At 71.0% G+C, this 18219-nt stretch carries 20 protein-coding genes and 1 other RNA gene; 5 read left to right on the forward strand and 16 right to left on the reverse strand.

Annotated features, from left to right (window positions below; translation table 11 throughout):
- Positions 1-27 precede the first annotated feature (27 nt).
- Positions 28-516, reverse strand: coding sequence for a transcription elongation factor GreA (gene greA / locus EIW28_RS18995; protein ID WP_125249284.1), 489 nt, complete (start codon positions 514-516; stop codon positions 28-30).
- A gap of 121 nt (positions 517-637) precedes the next feature.
- On the reverse strand, positions 638-1081 hold the full coding sequence (locus EIW28_RS19000; RefSeq protein ID WP_125249285.1) for a DUF4307 domain-containing protein: 444 nt from the start codon (positions 1079-1081) through the stop codon (positions 638-640).
- Positions 1082-1290: 209 nt separating this feature from the next.
- Here EIW28_RS19000 and mca point away from each other — a divergent pair, with 209 nt between their 5' ends.
- Entirely contained in the window at positions 1291-2142 is an 852-nt protein-coding gene (gene mca / locus EIW28_RS19005) for a mycothiol conjugate amidase Mca (protein ID WP_125249286.1), read from the forward strand.
- Positions 2143-2414: 272 nt separating this feature from the next.
- The gene (locus EIW28_RS19010) at positions 2415-2999 is read left to right on the forward strand and encodes a YqgE/AlgH family protein (protein WP_125249287.1); all 585 of its coding nucleotides are present in this window, start codon (positions 2415-2417) and stop codon (positions 2997-2999) included.
- A 5-nt stretch (positions 3000-3004) separates the two neighbouring features.
- On the opposite strand, the gene EIW28_RS19015 is transcribed toward EIW28_RS19010, so the two are convergent.
- From EIW28_RS19015 to EIW28_RS19055, 9 genes are all read right to left on the reverse strand, one after another.
- Entirely contained in the window at positions 3005-3454 is a 450-nt protein-coding gene (locus tag EIW28_RS19015) for a DUF2269 family protein (RefSeq protein ID WP_125249288.1), read from the reverse strand.
- A gap of 96 nt (positions 3455-3550) precedes the next feature.
- Positions 3551-3928, reverse strand: a transfer-messenger RNA (tmRNA) gene (ssrA, locus tag EIW28_RS19020).
- A gap of 108 nt (positions 3929-4036) precedes the next feature.
- On the reverse strand, positions 4037-4543 hold the full coding sequence (gene smpB / locus EIW28_RS19025; protein ID WP_125249289.1) for an SsrA-binding protein SmpB: 507 nt from the start codon (positions 4541-4543) through the stop codon (positions 4037-4039).
- A 208-nt stretch (positions 4544-4751) separates the two neighbouring features.
- A complete protein-coding gene (locus tag EIW28_RS19030) occupies positions 4752-5990 on the reverse strand; it encodes a M23 family metallopeptidase (RefSeq protein ID WP_125249290.1) in 1239 nt (412 codons plus the stop codon).
- 71 nt (positions 5991-6061) lie between these two features.
- Positions 6062-6937, reverse strand: a complete 876-nt coding sequence (ftsX, locus tag EIW28_RS19035; protein WP_125249291.1) for a permease-like cell division protein FtsX — start codon at positions 6935-6937, stop codon at positions 6062-6064.
- Between the two features lie 22 nt (positions 6938-6959).
- Positions 6960-7640 carry a cell division ATP-binding protein FtsE gene (ftsE, locus tag EIW28_RS19040; protein WP_125249292.1) on the reverse strand — a complete coding sequence of 227 codons (681 nt, stop codon included), beginning with the start codon at positions 7638-7640 and terminating at the stop codon, positions 6960-6962.
- A 243-nt stretch (positions 7641-7883) separates the two neighbouring features.
- A complete protein-coding gene (gene prfB / locus EIW28_RS19045; RefSeq protein WP_125249293.1) occupies positions 7884-9002 on the reverse strand; it encodes a peptide chain release factor 2 in 1119 nt (372 codons plus the stop codon).
- Positions 9003-9124: 122 nt separating this feature from the next.
- Positions 9125-9628, reverse strand: a complete 504-nt coding sequence (locus EIW28_RS19050) for a PadR family transcriptional regulator (protein WP_125249294.1) — start codon at positions 9626-9628, stop codon at positions 9125-9127.
- A 230-nt stretch (positions 9629-9858) separates the two neighbouring features.
- The gene (locus EIW28_RS19055; protein ID WP_125249295.1) at positions 9859-11199 is read right to left on the reverse strand and encodes a protein kinase domain-containing protein; all 1341 of its coding nucleotides are present in this window, start codon (positions 11197-11199) and stop codon (positions 9859-9861) included.
- Between the two features lie 249 nt (positions 11200-11448).
- Here EIW28_RS19055 and EIW28_RS19060 point away from each other — a divergent pair, with 249 nt between their 5' ends.
- Positions 11449-12255, forward strand: coding sequence for a PP2C family protein-serine/threonine phosphatase (locus EIW28_RS19060; RefSeq protein ID WP_125249296.1), 807 nt, complete (start codon positions 11449-11451; stop codon positions 12253-12255).
- A gap of 78 nt (positions 12256-12333) precedes the next feature.
- Here EIW28_RS19060 and EIW28_RS19065 read toward each other — a convergent pair whose 3' ends face one another.
- Positions 12334-13026 carry a TetR/AcrR family transcriptional regulator gene (locus EIW28_RS19065; RefSeq protein WP_125249297.1) on the reverse strand — a complete coding sequence of 231 codons (693 nt, stop codon included), beginning with the start codon at positions 13024-13026 and terminating at the stop codon, positions 12334-12336.
- 120 nt (positions 13027-13146) lie between these two features.
- On the opposite strand from EIW28_RS19065, the gene EIW28_RS19070 reads away from it, so the two are divergent.
- The gene (locus EIW28_RS19070; RefSeq protein ID WP_125249298.1) at positions 13147-13824 is read left to right on the forward strand and encodes a hypothetical protein; all 678 of its coding nucleotides are present in this window, start codon (positions 13147-13149) and stop codon (positions 13822-13824) included.
- A 52-nt stretch (positions 13825-13876) separates the two neighbouring features.
- On the opposite strand, the gene EIW28_RS19075 is transcribed toward EIW28_RS19070, so the two are convergent.
- From EIW28_RS19075 to eno, 4 genes are all read right to left on the reverse strand, one after another.
- A complete protein-coding gene (locus EIW28_RS19075) occupies positions 13877-14800 on the reverse strand; it encodes a Ppx/GppA phosphatase family protein (protein WP_125249299.1) in 924 nt (307 codons plus the stop codon).
- Positions 14797-15327: a DUF501 domain-containing protein gene (locus tag EIW28_RS19080; protein ID WP_125249300.1), complete on the reverse strand. Its 531-nt coding sequence runs from the start codon at positions 15325-15327 to the stop codon at positions 14797-14799. The genes EIW28_RS19075 and EIW28_RS19080 overlap by 4 nt, the downstream gene beginning before the upstream one ends.
- Positions 15328-15331: 4 nt before the next feature.
- Positions 15332-15859, reverse strand: a complete 528-nt coding sequence (locus EIW28_RS19085; RefSeq protein WP_125249301.1) for an FtsB family cell division protein — start codon at positions 15857-15859, stop codon at positions 15332-15334.
- Positions 15860-15962: 103 nt separating this feature from the next.
- Positions 15963-17249, reverse strand: coding sequence for a phosphopyruvate hydratase (eno, locus tag EIW28_RS19090; protein WP_125249302.1), 1287 nt, complete (start codon positions 17247-17249; stop codon positions 15963-15965).
- Between the two features lie 335 nt (positions 17250-17584).
- On the opposite strand from eno, the gene EIW28_RS19095 reads away from it, so the two are divergent.
- Complete coding sequence (locus tag EIW28_RS19095) at positions 17585-18214, forward strand: hypothetical protein (RefSeq protein WP_125249303.1); 630 nt, start codon at positions 17585-17587, stop codon at positions 18212-18214.
- Positions 18215-18219: the final 5 nt, after the last annotated feature.

Consider the following 18219-nt stretch of genomic DNA (forward strand, 5'->3'; position numbering starts at 1 on the left):
TCCGCGGAGGGCCCCCTTCCGTGCTGCCTATCCGAGGAACTTCTCGGCTTCGATGATCTTCACGGAGATCTCGATGTCCTTGGGGGTCTTGTAGACGACGGTGTCGCCGATCTTGTGCCCGAGGATCGCGGCGCCCAGCGCCGAGTCGGGGCTGTACACCGTGAGGTCGGTGGTGGCGGCGATCTCGCGGGAGCCCAGGAGGAACTTCTCGGTGTCGTCGGGGTCGCCGTCGAAGGCGATGGTCACGACGGTGCCGATCTGGATCTCGTCGCTCTCCTTCGCCTCGCCCACCTTCGCGTTCCGCAGCAGGTCCTCGAGCTGGCGGATGCGGCCCTCCTGCTTGCCCTGCTCGTCGCGGGCGGCGTGGTAGCCGCCGTTCTCGCGCAGGTCGCCCTCCTCGCGGCGGGCGTTGATCTCCGCGGCGATGAGGGGCCGGTTCGCGATGAGCTCGTCGAGCTCGTGCTTGAGGCGGTCGTACGCCTCCTGGGTCAGCCAAGTGCCCTGGTCGGTAGCCATGTGTTCTCATTCCTCCGATTGATGCGATCCGTGATGTGGAGTCCGCCGCGAGCGGCGCATTGCCCCGGATAGCGAAAGGCCCGCCGACCGGAATGCGGTGCGACGGGCCGAGAGTCTGCGTTCAGTCCGCCTGCCAGCACCTCAGTACTTCACCGGTGTTGACGTCGCCCTCCACGGGGAGGACGTAGGTCGTCTCCACGTGCGTGGAGTCGTCCGCCGGGATCTCGACCTCGGCGTAGCCGATCTCGGCTCCGGCGAGGTCGCGGGACCGGACGGCGCACACGGCGCCCTCGCCGGCCGGCTTGTACACCTCGAACGTGATCTCGACCTGGCCGGGGACGGAGTCGTCGAAGGCGAGCAGGCGCTCGGAGAGCTCGTCCTGGCCGTAGGACTCGGTGAGGAGCCACGCGGCGGCCATGCCGGCCGCGACGACGGCGGCCGTGAAGGCCGCGGTGACGCCGGGGCGGCGCCGTGAGGGTTCGCGGCGGCGACCGTAGCGACCTTCGGGGAAGGACACCTGCACCGTTTCCGGCACACGTCCATCCGTGGTCTGCGTCTCAGTCATCGGCGCGCTTTTCCTTCGCGATCAGCGGCTTCGCCGCCGGGGAGTCCGGATTCCGGGAGGAACCGGGAAGCAATGATTATCGAGTATCGTTGCACAGAATGCCGGAGCCGACAACTACCGCGGTGCGCGAGTCGGTCCGAGCGATGAGGATCCCTGTCTCCCAGCCAGCGAGGTCGACTGCTGTGACGAATCGAAGCACACTGCGTCTGATGTGCGTGCACGCCCACCCCGACGACGAGTCGAGCAAGGGCGCCGGGACGATGGCGCGGTATGTGCGCGAAGGCATCGAGGTCCTGGTCGTCACGTGCACCGGCGGCGAGCGCGGCGACGTCCTCAACCCCAAGATGGACCGGCCCGAGGTCCAGGCGAACCTGCCGCGCATCCGCACCGAGGAGATGGACCGCGCCCGCGAGATCCTCGGCGTGCGGCAGCACTGGCTCGGCTTCACCGACTCCGGGCTGCCCGACGGCTGGCTCCCCGAGTCCGGGATCGAGCTCCCCGAGGACGCCTTCTACCTGGTGCCCACCGAGGAGGCCGCCGCGCCGCTCGTGGAGGTCATGCGCTCGTTCAAGCCGCACGTGGTCACCACGTACGACGAGGAGGGCGGCTACCCGCACCCCGACCACGTGAAGACCCACGAGATCTCCGTCGCGGCCTTCGAGGCCGCCGGCGACCCCGAGCGGTACCGGGACCGCGGCGAGCCGTGGCAGCCGCTCAAGCTCTACTACAGCCACTCGTTCGGCAAGGCGCGCATCGAGGCCCTGCACTACGCGATGGTCGACGCGGGCCTCGACTCCCCGTACAAGGAGTGGATGGACGCCGGCGACTGGACCCGCGACAAGGGCGAGCGGGTGACCACCCGCGTCGAGTGCGCCGAGTACTTCGAGATCCGCGACGCCGCCCTGAAGGCGCACGCGACCCAGGTCGACCCGGACGGGTTCTGGTTCGCGGTGCCGCGCGCGATCCAGGAGAAGGCGTGGCCCACCGAAGACTACGAGCTCGTCGCCTCCCGCATCGAGACGCGCCTGCCCGAGGACGACCTCTTCGCCGGACTCCGGTAGCACCGGACGCTCGCTTCACTTGGGCCCCAGGGGAACCTGGGGCCTTTCGCGTCCCCTCCCGCCCCATCGGAGCCAGCGGATCGTCCCGCCTCGAACACCCTCCGTGAGGAAACAACTGTCGGGCTCCCGACACCACGGTGTATTTCTCCGGAAAGTGCGAGAACCTTGCTGCAAGCGCGCTCCCGCGGGATACCGTGCGGGAGAAAACCGGGCCGCACCCAGGCCCCCACAGCATTCTCACGCGGAGGCGGGCGCAGAACGGAGGTGGCCCCATGGTCAGTCGCGAAACCTCGCCGGCTCGGACGAAGTCGTTCGTCGGCAGTCTCCTCGTCGCCACTCCTACACTCCAGGACCCCAACTTCGACCGCACCGTCGTCATCGGCGTCGGGCACGAGTCCGACGGCGTCCTCGGCGTGGTCCTCAATCGCGCCACCGAGCGGAAGGTCGCCCACTACCTCGACCAGTGGGCGGTGCTCGCCGGCCACCCCGCCGTCCTGTTCGAGGGCGGCCCGGTGCAGCCCGACGCCGCGATCGGGCTCGGCTGGCGCAAGGCCGACGCGCCCTTCTCGGACGCGTTCCGGCCCGTCCTCGGCCGCCTCGGCACGCTCGACCTGTCCCGGGACCCCGACGAGGTCGCGCCGCTGCTGGAGGGCATGCGCGTCTTCACCGGGTACGCCGGGTGGGCCCCCGGCCAGCTGGAGTCGGAGATCGACGCGGGTGCCTGGATGGTCTTCGACGCCCTCCCCGCCGACCCGTTCTCGGCCAGCCCCGAGGACCTGTGGTCGATGGTGTGGAAGCGCCAGGGCGGCATGCTCTCGGCCGTGGCGCACTACCCGGCCGACCCGTCCCTGAACTAGCCGGCCTACGCCCCCGGCCGCCAGGCCATGAGGACCACGACCGCGGTGTAGAACACGAGGTTGAGCCCGGCCAGCGCGAGGAGGCGGCCGCGGTGCTGCTCGAGCAGCTCCCCGTCCATGACGCCGTGGCCGTCCTGGAGCTCCTTGCCGGCGCGCGCGAGCACGCCCGGGACGACGGCCGCGCCGTTGACGACCGCGACGGCGTACAGCGTCGCGGCGATGACGAGCCAGGCGTCGGCGAACGAGTAGCGGTCGGAGGTGACCGTGGCGAGCGCCCCGAACAGGGCCGCGGCCAGGGTCAGCGCGTTGAAGAGCATCGTGCGGCGGCCGGCGCGGTGCACGCGGTCGCCGTCGCGCTCGCGCAGGGCGCGCTCGCCCAGCCAGGGCAGCAGCATGGCCGGGCCGACGCAGATCACCACCGCCAGCACGTGCAGGACCACCAACAACGTGTGCATAGTGTGATCTTACGGACATATCGCTCCGAGGGCGGCGGGAACGCCCGTGCCCGGGCACGACGAAGGCCGGGACGCGTGCGCGTCCCGGCCTGTCACTTGTGGAGCTGCAGGGAATCGAACCCTGGTCCTCCGCGGCCTTCGTGAGGCTTCTCCGGGTGCAGTCCGCTGTGCCTTTTATCGAGCCCCACCGATCACGCGGACGAGTCGGTGAGACGGGCTCTAATCGCCGAAAGTCTCGGACGACGTCCCAGCGATCAAGACGTCGGCCACAGCATCCTCAGATGATGCCGCTGGTCCAGGGCGGATGCGCCCCTGGAGCGGCAAACTTCACGCTCGCTTAGGCAGCGAGGGCGAAGTCAGTGCGTTGCTTTGCGTTGGCACTTATTGGTTTCCAACATCGGTTTACGAGACGGCGTTGGCTTCCTCGACCCGCTTCCCTCACGTCAACGTACGGAGTCGAAACCGATCAGCCCCTGGATCGCGCCAGAAGCAACGTCGAGTGAGTGTTCATCACCCTGTTGAGTTGTGCTGTGGAATTCTACCCCGCTTCAACGTGCGGGGTCGAACCGATATTCCCGGCCGCTACCGGCGGCCGCGCTTGGCGGCCAGACCGGCGGCGCGCTCGATCTCGCGGTCGGCCTCGCGCTTGGCGATGGCCTGCCGCTTGTCGTAGTTCTTGCGGCCGCGCCCGAGCCCGAGCTCCATCTTGGCGTACCCGTTGAGGAAGTACACCGACAGCGGGACCAGCGTGAGGCCGGCCTCGTCGAGCTTCGGCGCGAGCTTGTCGATCTCCGCGCGGTGGAGCAGGAGCTTGCGGATGCGCCGCGGCGGGTGGTTCGTCCACGTCCCGTAGTCGTACTCGGGGATGTGGAAGTTGTGGACGCGGGCCTCGCCGTTGTGGATCTCGGCGTACGCGTCGACGATGTTCCCCCGGCCCTGGCGCAGCGCCTTGACCTCGGTCCCGGACAGGACCATGCCGGCCTCGTAGGTGTCCAGGATCTCGTAGTCGTGGCGGGCCTTCCGGTTGGTCGTCACCACCGAGCGCTCGGGACCCGAGTGCTTGACCTTCTCCTGCTTCTTCTTGGACACCCAGCAAGCTTAACGATCGAACAAACGTATGGCCAAGCGCATTTACGGCTTCGCAAGCGTGCGCCGCGGCTGCGCATTTACGGCTTCGCAAGCGTGCGCCGTGGCCGCGCATGTACGTCTACGCAAGCGTGCGCCGTGGCCGCGCATGTACGTCTACGCAAGCGTGCGCCGCGGCCGCGGATGTACTGCTTCGGACGCCGCGGCGGCCTTATCGGCACAGGCAGGACGGCAGGTATCCGACTGGATTGACCCGCTCGCCGTGGACGCGGACCTCGAAGTGGAGGTGCGGGCCGGTGCTGTCGCCGGTGGTGCCGACCGCGCCGATGCCCTCGTCGCGGTCGACGCGCTCGCCGTAGTCGACCCAGATGCTCGACTGGTGCGCGTAGCAGGAGGTGACGCCGCCGCCGTGCGAGATGCAGGTGAGCTTCCCGTACCCGGAGCTCCAGCCCGCGTAGACGACCTTCCCCGAGTCGACGGCGTGGATCGTGGTGCCCGAGCTCGCCGCGAAGTCGGTGCCGCCGTGCAGCCGCGCGTACCCGAAGATCGGGTGCATCCGCCAGCCGAAGTCGGAGGACTTCCAGCCGTCGACCGGCACGACCCACCCGCCGCCGCCACCGCCGGAGGACGAGCCGCCCCCGGAGTCGCCGCCGCCGTCGTCGTTGTCGTCCTCGCGGCGGAGCGCGTCGGCGAGCCGCTCGGACTCGGCCTCGAGCGCGTCGTAGTCGGCCTGGGCCTCGTCGCGGGAGGCCTCGGCGACCGCGAGCGCGGCCTCCTGGTCGGCCTGGAGCTGCTGCACCGCCAGCTGCGCGGCCTCGGCCTCGGCGGCCCTGGCCTGGGCGTCGGCGAGCGCCTGCGCGGCGGCGGCCTCCGCCGCCTCGGCCTCGGCCTCGGCGACGGCGGCGGTGTTCTCGGCGTTGGCGGCCTCGCGGCGGGCGAGGGTCACCTCCTCGACGGCCTGGTCCTTGCCGTCCATGAGGAACTCGAGGTAGGTCAGGCCGTCGATCGCCTCGGCGGGTTCGTCGGAGGCGAGGATCGCGTCGACGGTGAGCAGTTCGGCGCCGCGGGCGGTGGCGTTGAACAGGGAGGCGCGGGCCTCGCGGGCCTCCTCGACGAGCGCGGCGGCGGCCTCGTACTCGGCGACGGCGGCATCGAGGGCCGCGCGGGCGGCGTCGGCCTCGCGGGCGGCCTGCGCGGCCTCGGTCTCGGCGGCGGCCACGCGGCCGAGGGCCACGTCCACGTCGTGCTGGGCGCCGGGCAGGCGGGCCTCGGTCTCGGCGAGGACGTCGCCGGCGGCGCGGACCTCCGCGGAGGCGTCCTCCAGCTCGGCGGCCATGCGGGCCTTGTCGCGCTCCACCTCGTCGAGCTCGGACTGCGAGACCCCGAACGCGGGACTGCTCGCGGTCCCTGCCAGGAGCAGGGCCGCGAGCAGCCATCCGATGCGCCTCATAGCGCCTGAATCTAGTCCATCTGCGACGGATGTTCAGGACAATCGGGACTCCCGCCCCGATCAGGTGAGGGCTAGACCTTGATGTTGAACCGCAGGGTGATCCAGGCGGTGATCGCGGAGATCACGGCCGAGATGCCGGTGAGGATCGGCAGGAGCAGCAGGATCGACTGCATGCTGATCGGCGGCATCAGGCTGAAGAGGTCCTTGAACTGGCCGTCGATGACGAGGAACTTCGCGGCGATGAGCGTCGCGAACGCGAAGATCGCGCCGATGACGCCGGCGAAGACGGCCTCGAGGACGAAGGGGGCCTGGACGAACCAGTTCGGGGCGCCGACGAGCTTCATGATCGCGACCTCGCGGCGCCGCGAGTACGCGGCGACCTGGATCGTGTTGGCGACGAGCATGAGGGCGGCGATGCCCTGGACGAGCGCGACGATCAGGGTCAGGCGCTGGGCGCCGCCGAGGATGTCGAAGACCTGCTGGAGGATGTCGCGCTGGTTGGTGATCTGGTAGACGCCCTCGCGCTCGGCGAACGCGGCCTGGAGCTCCGGCGCCTCGTTGATGTCGTTCATCTTGATGCGGAACGCCGCGGGGAGGACCTCTTCGTCGACGGAGGCCACGAGGTCCTCGGACTCGGCGAAGGTGTCCTTGAACCGCTCGTACGCGTCGGCCTTGGACTCGTACACGACCTGGGCGGCGTAGCCGCTGTCCTCGAGCTCCTGGCGGATCTGCTCGGTGGTGGCCTCGTCGATGTCCCGGTCGAGGTAGACGACGACCTCGAGGTTGGTCTGGTAGTACTCCTCGATCACGTCGACCTGGTTGTACAGCAGCAGGCCCGCGCCGAGCATCGTCAGCGAGACGGCCATGGTGATGATCATGGCGACGGTCATGGAGATGTTGCGCCACAGTCCGAGGAAGACCTCGGACATCACGTACTTCGCGCGCATGTGCTCTGGTTCTGCCTTTCGCTCAGCCGTAGACGCCGCGAGCCTGGTCGCGGACGATCTGGCCGTTCTCGATCTCGATGACGCGGCGGCGCATCTGGTTCACGATGTTGGAGTCGTGGGTGACCATGAGGATGGTGGTGCCGGTCCGGCTGATCCGGTCGAGAAGCCGCATGATCTCGATCGAGGTGTCGGGGTCCAGGTTTCCGGTGGGCTCGTCGGCCAGCAGGAGCAGGGGCCGGTTGACGAAGGCGCGGGCCACGGCCACGCGCTGCTGCTCGCCGCCGGAGAGCTCGTGCGGGTAGCGGTGCTCCTTGCCGCCGAGGCCGACGAGCTCGAGCACCTCGGGCACGACGCGGCGGGCGACGGACTTCGGCTTGCCGATGACCTCGAGCGCGAACGCCACGTTCTCGGCGGCGGTGCGGTTCGGGAGCAGCCGGAAGTCCTGGAACACGCACCCGATGCTGCGCCGGTACGCGGGGGTCTTCCAGCGGCGCAGACGGGTCACGTCGGTGTCCCCGACGGTGATCTTGCCCTTGTCCGGGACCTCTTCCCGCAGCAGGAGCTTGATGATCGTGGACTTCCCCGCACCGGTCGGACCGATGAAGAACACGAACTCGCCCTTGTCGATGAAGACGTTCATGTCCTCCACCGACGGGCGGTTCGACCGGGGGTAGTGCTTGGTTACACCCTCAAGCTGAATCACGAGCCGGAGTCTATCCGCCGATTCCCGGAGCCGGACGAGCGGCTCCAGTACAAGCGTGGCATATTCCGGCGTTTCATCACCATATGTCACGACCGTTCGGGGGTAACGACGCGATTTCATCCGAACGGAGGAAGCACATGTGGTCAGCAGGCCCATCCGGGTACCGCGAAGGGTCACCGGGCGGCCACGAGCGGTCCACAGCGGATCGCAGATCCCATAGGATGCGGGACCTGCGATCCGGGGCTAGGCGCCGGCCTTCTCGCCGCTCTTGCGCCAGCGGATGCCCGCCTCCAGGAAGCCGTCGATGTTGCCGTCGTAGACGCCCTTGACGTCGGCGGTCTCGAAGCCGGTGCGCAGGTCCTTGACCATCTGGTACGGGTGCTCGACGTAGGAGCGCATCTGGTCGCCCCACGAGGCGGTGGCCGAGCCGCGCAGCTCGTCGACCTTCGCCCGCTCCTCGTCGCGGGTGCGCTGGAGGAGCTTGGCCTTGAGGACGGCCATCGCGGTGGCCTTGTTCTGGAGCTGCGAGCGCTCGTTCTGGCAGGAGACGACGATCCCGGTCGGGAGGTGGGTCAGGCGCACCGCCGAGTCGGTGGTGTTCACGCCCTGGCCGCCGGGGCCGGAGGAGCGGTAGACGTCCACGCGGATCTCGTCCTCGGGGATGTCCTCGATCTCGTCGGTCTGCTCCAGGGCCGGGACGACCTCGACCGCGGCGAACCCGGTCTGGCGGCGGCCCTGGTTGTCGTATTTCGAGATGCGGACGACGCGGTGCGTGCCCTGCTCGACCGAGAGGTGCCCGTAGGCGTAGGGGCCCTTGACGGCGAAGGTCGCCGAGCGGATGCCGGCCTCCTCGGCGTAGGAGACGTCGTACACCTCGGTGCCGAAGCCGTGCGGCTCCGACCAGCGCAGGTACATGCGCATGAGCTGCTCGGCGAAGTCGCAGGCGTCCGCGCCGCCGGCGCCGGAGCGCACGGTCACGACGCAGTCGCGCTCGTCGTACTCGCCGGACAGGAGGGTGCGGACCTCGAGCTCGTCGACGGCCTTGCGGATGGACGCGAGCTCGGCGCCGGCCTCGGCGGCCGCGCTCGGGTCGTCCTCGGCGTCGGCCAGCTCGAACAGGACCTCGACGTCGTCCATGCGCCCGTGGAGCGAGGCGAGCTTCTTCAGCTCGGCCTGGACGTAGGAGAGGCGGGAGGTGAGCTTTTGGGCGTGATCGGGGTCGTCCCACAGCCCGGGGTCGGCGGCCGCGGCCTCGAGCTCGGCCAGTTCGCGCCTGAGCGCAGGGAGGTCGAGGACGGCCTCGACGCTGGCGAGGGTCGCCTTGAGTTCGCGGAGATCGGCTGAAACATCGACACTGGTCACAACTGATCAGGGTACGCCTGTATTCGGGCTCATACGAAACGGGACGCGGACCCCGCCTGGGGCCGCGTCCCGCTCCGTGCTTGATCTCGTGCGGCCCGGCTCCGCCGCCGGGCTGGTGCGCTCTACCGCTTCTTCAGCCAGCTGAGGGCCGAGCGGTGGTAGCCGATCGCGAACTCCATCGCGATCGCCGCGTTCGGGTCCTCGTCCGCGTAGTCCTTCGCGGCGGCACGGGCCTCTGCCAAGGCCTCCTGGTGCTGCTCGACCGCGTCGGCGAACATCTCGTCGGCGGTGTCCTTGGAGAGGTAGTCGAGGAAGGCCGTGCGCAGCGCGACGGGGTCGCGCAGCTGGCCGATGCGGGCCGGCTCGTTGAGCCAGCGGGTGAACGCCCGCTTGCCGTTGGCGCTGATCGTGTACGGCACCGAGGCGCGGGGCCCGGGCTTGCCGACGCGGACGAGGCCCGCCTCGGCGAGGGCCGGGAGTTCACGGTAGACCTGCGAGCGCGTCATGGTCCAGTACGGACCGAGGCGACGGGTCGCCTCCGCCATGAGTTGTCCGCCGGTCATCGGTCCTTCGTGCAGCAAGCCCAGCAATGCTGCCGAGGTTGCGTTGAGTTCTTTTCCTGCCATGCCCGACAGGATGCCATGTGGATGCCGCCCTGACAAGTGGACAGCTCCAATGTGTCGATAGACCCCGACCGATGGTTCATGCTGCGTGACCACGGAAAGCACTGCGAGCCTTGTGGTTCCGGCGGCGACCGATACGGTATTGCAACGCTTGATCGGAGAATTCCAAACGTGTGATCCCCATCGCCCTCATCGCTTCGGGTGAAGCGGCGTCACTCGGCGCTCATGGATCATTATCGACTGTCGCCGCCGATTTCACTTGTCGGCATGGGCGAACCGATGAGGTCCGATCCGGGCGAGTCGTCGTCGGAACCGCCCTCATTGGAGTCTCCGGATTCACCCTCTGATCCGGACATATCAGTAGATTCCTCCCCGGCGTCGGGGCTCTCCGACTCCGGCCCTTGAGGACTCGCGGACTCCGCGCCGGGCGTGCCCGACTCGCTCGGGGCCGGTTCCGTTGGGTCCCCTGAGGACTCGCCCTCGGGGGACGAGACGACCTCGGCGGACGGATCGTCGCCTTCCTCCGCATTCGGGACGTCCCGGCCCGTCATGGCCGCGACGCCCCAGACCGCCGCGGCCGCGAGCGCGATCAGGACGAGCGCGGCGACGAGGAAGCGGCCGCGGCGCGGCGCCTCGGCGGGCTCGGGCTCCGCGGCGAGCATCGCGCCGAGGGACGCCGGCTGCGTCATCTCCGGGAGGTGGGGCGTGACGGGCGCGTAGTCGAAGGAGCGGGCGGCTTCCCGTTCGCGCAGTTCGGGTTCGATCGGCGCGGTCGCCTGGCGCGAGAGGCGCGGGGCGAGGCGGCGCAGCTCGGCGGCGACGGCGTCGAGGTCGCCGCGGGCGCGCGGGTCGAGCGACAGGAGCGACTCCACGACCTGCCACAGCTCGGGGTCGACCGCGGCCGGGCGGACCGGGATGCGCGTGAGGTGGCGCTCGACGACGTCCGTGATGGACCCGCCCCGGTAGGCGCTGTGGGCCGTGAGCGCCTCGTAGAGGACGAGCCCGAGCGCGTAGTTGTCGACGCCGGTGCTCGCGGAGTCCCCGGAGGCGACCTCGGGGGCGATGTACTCGGGGGTGCCGTGCGAGGGCGCGGTGCGGGAGGCGGCGGCGCGGGCGATGCCGAAGTCGACGAACTTGACGCCCTCGGCGCCGTGCAGCATGAGGTTGCCGGGCTTGACGTCCGAGTGGCGGTAGCCGGAGCGGTGGATCGCCGCGAGGGTCTCGGCGGCGCTCGCGCACCGCAGCGCGGCCTCGTGCGCGGAGAGCGGCCCGTGGACGCGCAGGTGCTCGCGCAGGTCGAGGCCCTCGATGAACTCCAGGACCACCGCGCACACCGTCTCGGTGACGATGAAGTCCTTGACGCCGACCACACCCGGGTGGTCGATCGTGCGCAGGATCTCGGCCTCGGCGCGGAAGGACTCGAAGATCTCCGCCTCGCCGCGCAGCTCCTCGCGGAGGATCTTGACGGCCACCCAGTCGCCGGTGATCCGGTCGAACGCCCGCCAGACGACGCCGACCGCGCCGCGCGCGATCTCGTGCTCCAGGACGTAGCGGTCGGCCAGAACCGTCTTCATGGCAGCTCCCGGGGGTGGGTGGCGAAGCGGGCTGAATCCACTGTAATCGGGACGTCACCGCAGCTCAGTGGGCAAATGGCAGGCTGGCACGAACGGGGGATACAACTTCGGGTCGCCGCGGTGAGGATACCGGGGTTCAACGGTCGCGTGCTGTGAGTGCGGGACCACTACACTTGCGCCCATGTCCCTCGAACGGCCAAGCTTTGAACAGACAGCCGAAACTCAGTGCCGAATCAGTGGTGATCGCCTGTGACCGAACTGCGCTGGCGCTACGGCGCCGCCACCGACGTGGGCAAAGTCCGCGATCTGAACGAGGACTCCCACCTCGCGTCGCGGCGGCTGCTCGCGGTCGCCGACGGCGTCGGCGGCGCGGCCGCCGGGGAGGTCGCCAGCGGGGTGACGATCGCCGAGGTGACCCGGCTCGCGCGCCGCTCCCCCGCCGACGCCCACGCGGAGCTGGGCGAGGTCGTCGAGGCCGCCCGCGACCGCATCCGGGCCGCGGTGGCCGAGAACCCCGAGTCCGAGGGCATGGCCACCACGCTCACGGGCCTGTGGCTCGGCGACGACGCGGTCGACATCGTCCACATCGGCGACTCGCGCGCCTACCAGCTCCGCGGCGAGGACTTCGTGCAGGTCACCGTCGACGACTCGTACGTGCAGCACCTGGTCGACGAGGGCGCGATCACCCCGGCCGAGGCGCAGGACCACCCCTACAAGTCCGTCGTCACCCGCGTGCTCCAGGCGAACCCCGCGCCGGCGCACTTCGAGACCCGGCCCGCGCAGATCGGCGACCGGTACATGCTGTGCTCCGACGGGCTGAGCGACGTCGTCGACGACGCCGTGATCGAGAACGTGCTGCGCGACTTCGCCGACCCGCAGGCGGCCGCCGACGAGCTGGTGCGCCTGGCCCTGGAGGGCGGCGGCCCCGACAACGTGACCGTCGTCGTCGGCGACGTGTCGGAGCACCGCTCGCGCCGGCGCTGGCCCTGGGTCCTGGCAGCGGTCGCCGCGGTCCTGGTCGTGGCCGCGATCGCGCTGGGCCTGTACTTCCTCTGAGCGCACCGCCGAGGCTTCGGCGAGGGCCGCCCCGGACACCCGGGGCGGCCCTCGCCGCGTCCGGGGCCGGGCGGCGGCTCAGTCGAAGGCGAGGCCGAGGCTCGCGCCCTCGGCGCGGGCCGTGTACTCGAAGAACGCGGCGTCGTCGGCGGTCACGTTGGCGAGGTGGCCGTGGAGCTCGTAGCCGATGACGCCGACGAGGCGGTTCCAGGCGAGGATCAGCCGGGCGGTCTCCTCGACGGTGAAGGCGCCCTCCTCGAGCAGGACGAGCATGGCCGGGTCGATGGCGGCCGGGGGGCACTCGGGGCCGGTCAGGGGCCGCAGGCGCCCGTCGCGCTTCGCATCGGCGACGATCCGGGCGAGGACGAGGGGCATCCGGCCCGCGGTCTCGACGGTGATGTGGGGGGCGGCGTAGCCGGGCACGGGGGTGCCGAACAGGAGCGCGTACTCGTGGCGGTTGCGCAGGCTCCAGTCGCGCACGCCGCGCCAGACCCCGAGCCAGCGGTCCTCAGGCGCGTCCCCCGGCCGGTCGGCCTCGACGGCCGCGTCGCCGATCTCGCCGTAGGACTCCACGAGCAGCGCGGTGAGGAGCTCGTCGCGGCTGGCGAAGTAGCGGTAGACGGCCGAGGAGGCCATGCCGAGCTCGCGGGCGACCGAGCGCAGCGACAGGCCGGGGGCGCCGACCTCGCCGAGCTGGCGGCGGGCGGACGCCAGGATCTCCTTGGTGAGCTCGGCGCGGGCGCGTTCTCTGGCGGTTCTCGGCGCGTTCATCAGGCCAGTGTACAGAAACGAGAGCACCGCTCTTGCGCTGTCGGGACGCATGTGCAATCATTGCTCGCAACAGAGAGCACCGCTCACTAGAAGGAGCGGTGAACCCCCGAAGGAGCACCAGTGCCAGTCCCCCAAGCCCCCGACTCCCGCACCCGCAGCGGCGCGATCGCGTTCGCCCTCGCGGGCGTCCTCTTCGTCGTCTACGAGGCGGTCGCGCCCCGCGAGGACCAGACGACGCTCGCGGGCGCCGAGTCCTGGACGAGCGCCGGCTGGGCCGCCGCCCACGTCGCCGCGATCCTCGGCCTCATCCTCATCCCGCTCGCGTACGGCTCGCTGCGCGCCCACCTCGAGGGCACCCGGCACGAGCGGACCGCGTTCCTCGCCGCCACCACCGGCTACATCGGATCGGCGCTGACGATCTCGTACTACGGCGCCGAGGTCTACGGCCTCAAGGCGATCGGCGAGCGGGCCGTGGCCGACGCCGACCCGACCATGACCGAGGTCGCCGACGCGTTCCGGTTCGACCCGGTCGCCATGGCCGTCTTCGCGACCGGCCTCGCGCTCGTCGCCGTCGCCGCCGTGCTCGCGGCGGTCGCGGTGTGGCGCTCGGGCACCCTCAACCGCTGGAGCGGCGTCCCGCTCGCGGCCCTCATGGTCACGTACCTGCCGCAGTTCTTCCTCCCCCACGCGGGCCGGATCGCCTGGGGCGCAATGGTGACGGCCGCGGCGCTGTGGCTCGCCGCCGAGATGTGGCGGGCCGCGTCGAAGGCGCCGGCGAAGGACCTGCAAGCGGTGTGAGCGAACAGGGCGGCCCCCGCGGAGGACTCCGCGGGGGCCGCCTCGTGCCGTCCTAAGCGGACAGTGCGATGCCGTCGAGGATGTCGTGCTCGCTGATGAGGACCGCGTCGATCCCGCTGCGCTCCATGACGGTGCGCAGCACGAGCGAGCCGCCGACGATGACGTCGGCGCGGCCCGGGTGCATCACCGGGATCGCCAGGCGCGCGGCGTGGTCGGCCGCGGCCAGGTCGGCGGTGGTCTTCGCGACCTGCTCGTACGTCAGGCGGGTCCCGTCGATCGCGTCCGCGTCGTACGCGGGCAGGCCCAGCGCGATGCCGGCGATCGTGGTCGCGGTGCCGGCGACGGCCACGAGCTCGGTCGCGGCCCGGTCCGGGTCGGCGACGGCGAGCGCGCCGTCGACGATGCCGGTGATGTCCGCGACCGCGGCCTCGATCTCGTCGGGGCGCGGCGGGTCGGAGCGCAGGTGCCGCTCGGTCATGCGGACGCAGCCGACGTCGACCGAGATCGCGGCGACGACGTCGGTGCCGGTGCCGCGCACGAACTCGGTGGAGCCGCCGCCGATGTCGATGAGGAGGCGCTGGCCGCCGTGGGCGGGGAGGGTGGCGGCGGCGCCGGTGAAGGACAGCCGGGCCTCCTCGTCGCCCGAGATGACCTCGGGGGCCTGGCCGAGGACGGATTCGACCATGGCGGTGAAGTCGGCGGCGTTGGCGGCGTCGCGGCTGGCGGAGGTGGCGACCATGCGGACCGCTTCGACGCCTTCGGCGCGGATCTGCGCGGTGTAGTCGGCGAGGGCGGCCCGGGTGCGCTCGATGGCGGCGTCGGCGAGGCGGCCGGTGCGGTCGACGCCTTCGCCGAGGCGCACGACCTCCATGCGGCGCACGACGTCGCGGAGGCGCCCGTCCTCGCCGACGTCGGCGATGAGGAGGCGGATGGAGTTGGTGCCGCAGTCGATGCCGGCGACGCGCCGCGTGCTCATTCGGTCTCCTCCCGGTGGGCGCAGCTGGACTTCCGCCACCACTCGGGCAGCAGGTCGATGGCCTCGTCGCCCATGGGGCTGACGCCGGGCCCGGCGGCGAGGGCGTGGCCGACGAGGGCGTGGAGGCACTTGACGCGGTCGGGCAGGCCGCCCGCGGAGACGCCGGCGATCTCGGGGACGTCGCCGAGGCGGGCGCGGCGGGCGAGGTAGTCCTCGTGCGCGCGGCGGTGGTGCTCGGCGAGCTCGGGGTCGGCGCCGAGGCGCTCGTTCATGTCCTTCATGACGCCGCCGCCTTCGAGGCGGCCGATCGCGGAGGCGGCCTTGGGGCAGGTCAGGTAGTACGTCGTGGGGAACGGCGTGCCGTCGGGCAGGCGCGGTTCAGTCTCGACGACGGCGGGCTGGCCGCAGGGGCAGCGCCAGGCGACGGCGTGCGCGCCGCGGATGGGGCGTCCGAGCTGGGCGGAGACGGCGGCCGCGTCGGCCTCGGTGACTTCTTGAGGCGCTTGGGGCCACGCTTCCGGCTTCACTGGATCACTCCGCTGGTTCCTCGGTTTCCTCTGGGTCGAGCTGGTCGGCGTCTTCAAAGGTAGCGGCCAGCTCCTCGTACCAGGCCTGGTCGGCCCCGGTTTCGTCGTCCTCGCCACCGGTGTGCTTGGGGTCGTCCTCGTCGATGACGATGACGAGGTCCTCGCCCGGGGGCACCAGGAGGAGGCTGGAGCGGATCTGCGCCTGGACGTACTCGGGGTCGTCCCATTTGACGCGCTCGGCCTCGAGCTCCTCGATGCGCTCCTCCTGCGCGGCCTGCTCGGCTTCGAGGCGGTTGATCTCGATGCGCTGCTCGATGTAGGTGCGCAGCGGGTACGCGTACGCGAGGGCGAGCGCGGAGAGGACGAGGGCGAGGACGGCGGCGCGGCGGGAGACCTTGCGGGCGGGCCGGTACCGCACGCGCTTGACCTCGGTGCGGCCGGCGGCGCCGGGCGCGGGACGCCGGGCGGCGCGGGTGCGGCCGGGACCGGTGGATCGTCCTCCGGGGCGGCTGGGTCGGCGGCTCGCGTTCACGGGCCCAGCCTAGTCGATGCGCTCCGGCCCCGAAGCGCTCGAAGGCCCCCGCGCCGTACGGCGCGGGGGCCTTCCGATCCGTTCGAGAGCTTCGGCTGTGCCGCTAGCTTCCCTTCGTGAACTTCGGGAATGCGGAAGCGCCGGCGTAGCGGGCGGCGTCGCCGAGGTCCTCCTCGATGCGGAGCAGCTGGTTGTACTTGGCGACGCGGTCCGAGCGGGCCGGGGCGCCGGTCTTGATCTGGCCGCAGGTCATCGCCACGGCCAGGTCGGCGATGGTGGTGTCCTCGGTCTCGCCGGAGCGGTGGCTCATCATGCAGCCGAAGCCCGCGCGGTGGGCCATCTCGACGGCGTCGGTGGTCTCGGTGAGCGAGCCGATCTGGTTCACCTTCACGAGGAGGCCGTTCGCGGCCCGCTCCTCGATGCCGCGGCGGATGCGCTCGGGGTTGGTCACGAACAGGTCGTCGCCGACGATCTGGAGGCGGGAGCCGACGTTCGCGGTGAGCGCGGACCAGCCGGCCCAGTCGTCCTCGGAGAGCGGGTCCTCGATGGACACGAACGGGTAGGCGGCGATGAGCTCCTCGTAGTAGGCGCTCATCTCCTCGCCGGACTTCTTCTGGCCCTCGAAGAGGTAGGCGCCGTCGGTGTAGAACTCGGTGGCGGCGACGTCCATCGCGAAGGCGATGTCGGTGCCGAGCTTGTAGCCGGCCTTCTCGACGGCGACCGCGATGAGGTCGAGCGCGGCGCGGTTCGAGTCGAGGTTCGGGGCGAAGCCGCCCTCGTCGCCGAGGCCGGTGGACAGGCCGCGCTCCTTGAGGACCGACTTGAGCGCGTGGTACGTCTCGGCGCCCCAGCGCAGGGCCTCCTTGAACGTCGGCGCGCCGATCGGGGCGATCATGAACTCCTGGACGTCGACGTTCGAGTCCGCGTGGGAGCCGCCGTTGAGGATGTTCATCATCGGCACCGGCAGCAGGTGCGCGTTGGGGCCGCCCACGTAGCGGTAGAGGGGCAGCTCGGCCGAGTCGGCGGCGGCCTTCGCGGCGGCGAGCGAGGCGCCGAGGATCGCGTTCGCGCCGAGGTTCGACTTGTCCGGCGTGCCGTCCGCGTCGAGGAGGGCCTGGTCGACGAGGCGCTGCTCGGAGGCCTCGATGCCGATCAGGGCGTCGCGGATGGGGCCGTTGACGTTGTCGACGGCCTTCTCGACGCCCTTGCCGAGGTAGCGGCCCTTGTCGCCGTCCCGCAGCTCGATCGCCTCGAACGCGCCGGTGGAGGCGCCGGACGGGACGGCCGCCCGCTGGAGCGTGTCGTCGTCGAGCAGGATCTCCACTTCGACCGTCGGGTTGCCGCGGGAGTCGAGGATCTCCCTCGCGCGGATGTCTTCAATTGCAGCCACTGTCACTCCTGAAATAGCCGAATCTGACGATCGGCCCGATTACGGGGCCGTGTCCGAAGGATTTCGGCCGACCCGACGCTGCGCCGGCCACAGCTCCTCAGCCTACGCCCCGGCCCCGGCGGCGATGCCTCCGAGCCGCGAAAACGCGATGGCGCTCGCGGCGCCCGCTCGTGTTACATGGGGAATGGACCCCGCGCTATATGGTGGAGTCCTATCTCAGATCAGACACCTGTGCTAGGCGTGCCCCCGGACGCCGCCGCTCCGCGCGGCCCCCGAGCCCCGCCGAAGGCGTCGCGGCATCCCCCAGCGCCCCCGCACTACGGAAGTGGAGCCCCATGATCGTGCAGAACCCTCTTCGACGCTGCGCCGCGCTCGGCGCGGCGTCGCTGCTGGCGCTCGCCGGCTGCTCCTTCGGCGGCGACGAGGAGGCGGCCTCGGAGGACCAGGCGGGCCTGACCGAGCTGAGCGAGCGCCTCGCCGGAGCCGAGGGCCACGCGTACACCGCCGAGTACCTCGTCGAGGGCTCGGACGACGAGCTGCTCGTGGCCGTCGACCCGGAGGCCGGGACGGCCGCAGTCGTCGTCGGCGACCGCCCGTCGCTGTGGTCGGGCGGGGACGAGGCCGAGCTCGGGGCCTGGCTCGCCGAGGAGCTCGACGGCCTGCTGCCGACCGACACCGACGTCGCCGCCTGGCTCGCCGCGGCCGCGGCCGACGCCGCCGCGTCGGCCGAGTTCTCCGACACCACCCTCGCGGGCGAGCTCGCGAACTGCGTCGACGTCCAGGGCGCCGCGGACGCGCCGGTCGGGGCGTTCGAGGTGTGCGTGACCACCGTCGGCGTCATCGCCTCGGTCACCGCGAAGGTCGGCGACACCGCGTACACCGCGAAGCTCGTCAACTACCACGACGGCGTCGACGCCGCCTGGCTCGACGACGTCACCGGCCAGGCGGGCACGAGCAACCAGTGAGAATC

The organism is Glycomyces terrestris (assembly GCF_003933745.1).
Lineage (GTDB): Bacteria > Actinomycetota > Actinomycetes > Mycobacteriales > Micromonosporaceae > Glycomyces > Glycomyces terrestris.

What these genes read in the sequence shown, in the direction of transcription:
- EIW28_RS19095 (WP_125249303.1), top strand. Translation starts at nt 17,585, where the DNA reads ATGATCGTGCAGAACCCTCTTCGACGCTGCGCCGCGCTCGGCGCGGCG.
- EIW28_RS19015 (WP_125249288.1), bottom strand. Translation starts at nt 3,454, where the DNA reads ATGCACACGTTGTTGGTGGTCCTGCACGTGCTGGCGGTGGTGATCTGC.
- EIW28_RS19030 (WP_125249290.1), bottom strand. Translation starts at nt 5,990, where the DNA reads ATGAGGCGCATCGGATGGCTGCTCGCGGCCCTGCTCCTGGCAGGGACC.
- ftsX (WP_125249291.1), bottom strand. Translation starts at nt 6,937, where the DNA reads ATGCGCGCGAAGTACGTGATGTCCGAGGTCTTCCTCGGACTGTGGCGC.
- EIW28_RS19000 (WP_125249285.1), bottom strand. Translation starts at nt 1,081, where the DNA reads ATGACTGAGACGCAGACCACGGATGGACGTGTGCCGGAAACGGTGCAG.
- EIW28_RS19075 (WP_125249299.1), bottom strand. Translation starts at nt 14,800, where the DNA reads ATGAGCACGCGGCGCGTCGCCGGCATCGACTGCGGCACCAACTCCATC.
- EIW28_RS19055 (WP_125249295.1), bottom strand. Translation starts at nt 11,199, where the DNA reads ATGAAGACGGTTCTGGCCGACCGCTACGTCCTGGAGCACGAGATCGCG.
- greA (WP_125249284.1), bottom strand. Translation starts at nt 516, where the DNA reads ATGGCTACCGACCAGGGCACTTGGCTGACCCAGGAGGCGTACGACCGC.
- EIW28_RS19050 (WP_125249294.1), bottom strand. Translation starts at nt 9,628, where the DNA reads ATGGCAGGAAAAGAACTCAACGCAACCTCGGCAGCATTGCTGGGCTTG.
- EIW28_RS19010 (WP_125249287.1), top strand. Translation starts at nt 2,415, where the DNA reads ATGGTCAGTCGCGAAACCTCGCCGGCTCGGACGAAGTCGTTCGTCGGC.
- mca (WP_125249286.1), top strand. Translation starts at nt 1,291, where the DNA reads ATGTGCGTGCACGCCCACCCCGACGACGAGTCGAGCAAGGGCGCCGGG.
- EIW28_RS19065 (WP_125249297.1), bottom strand. Translation starts at nt 13,026, where the DNA reads ATGAACGCGCCGAGAACCGCCAGAGAACGCGCCCGCGCCGAGCTCACC.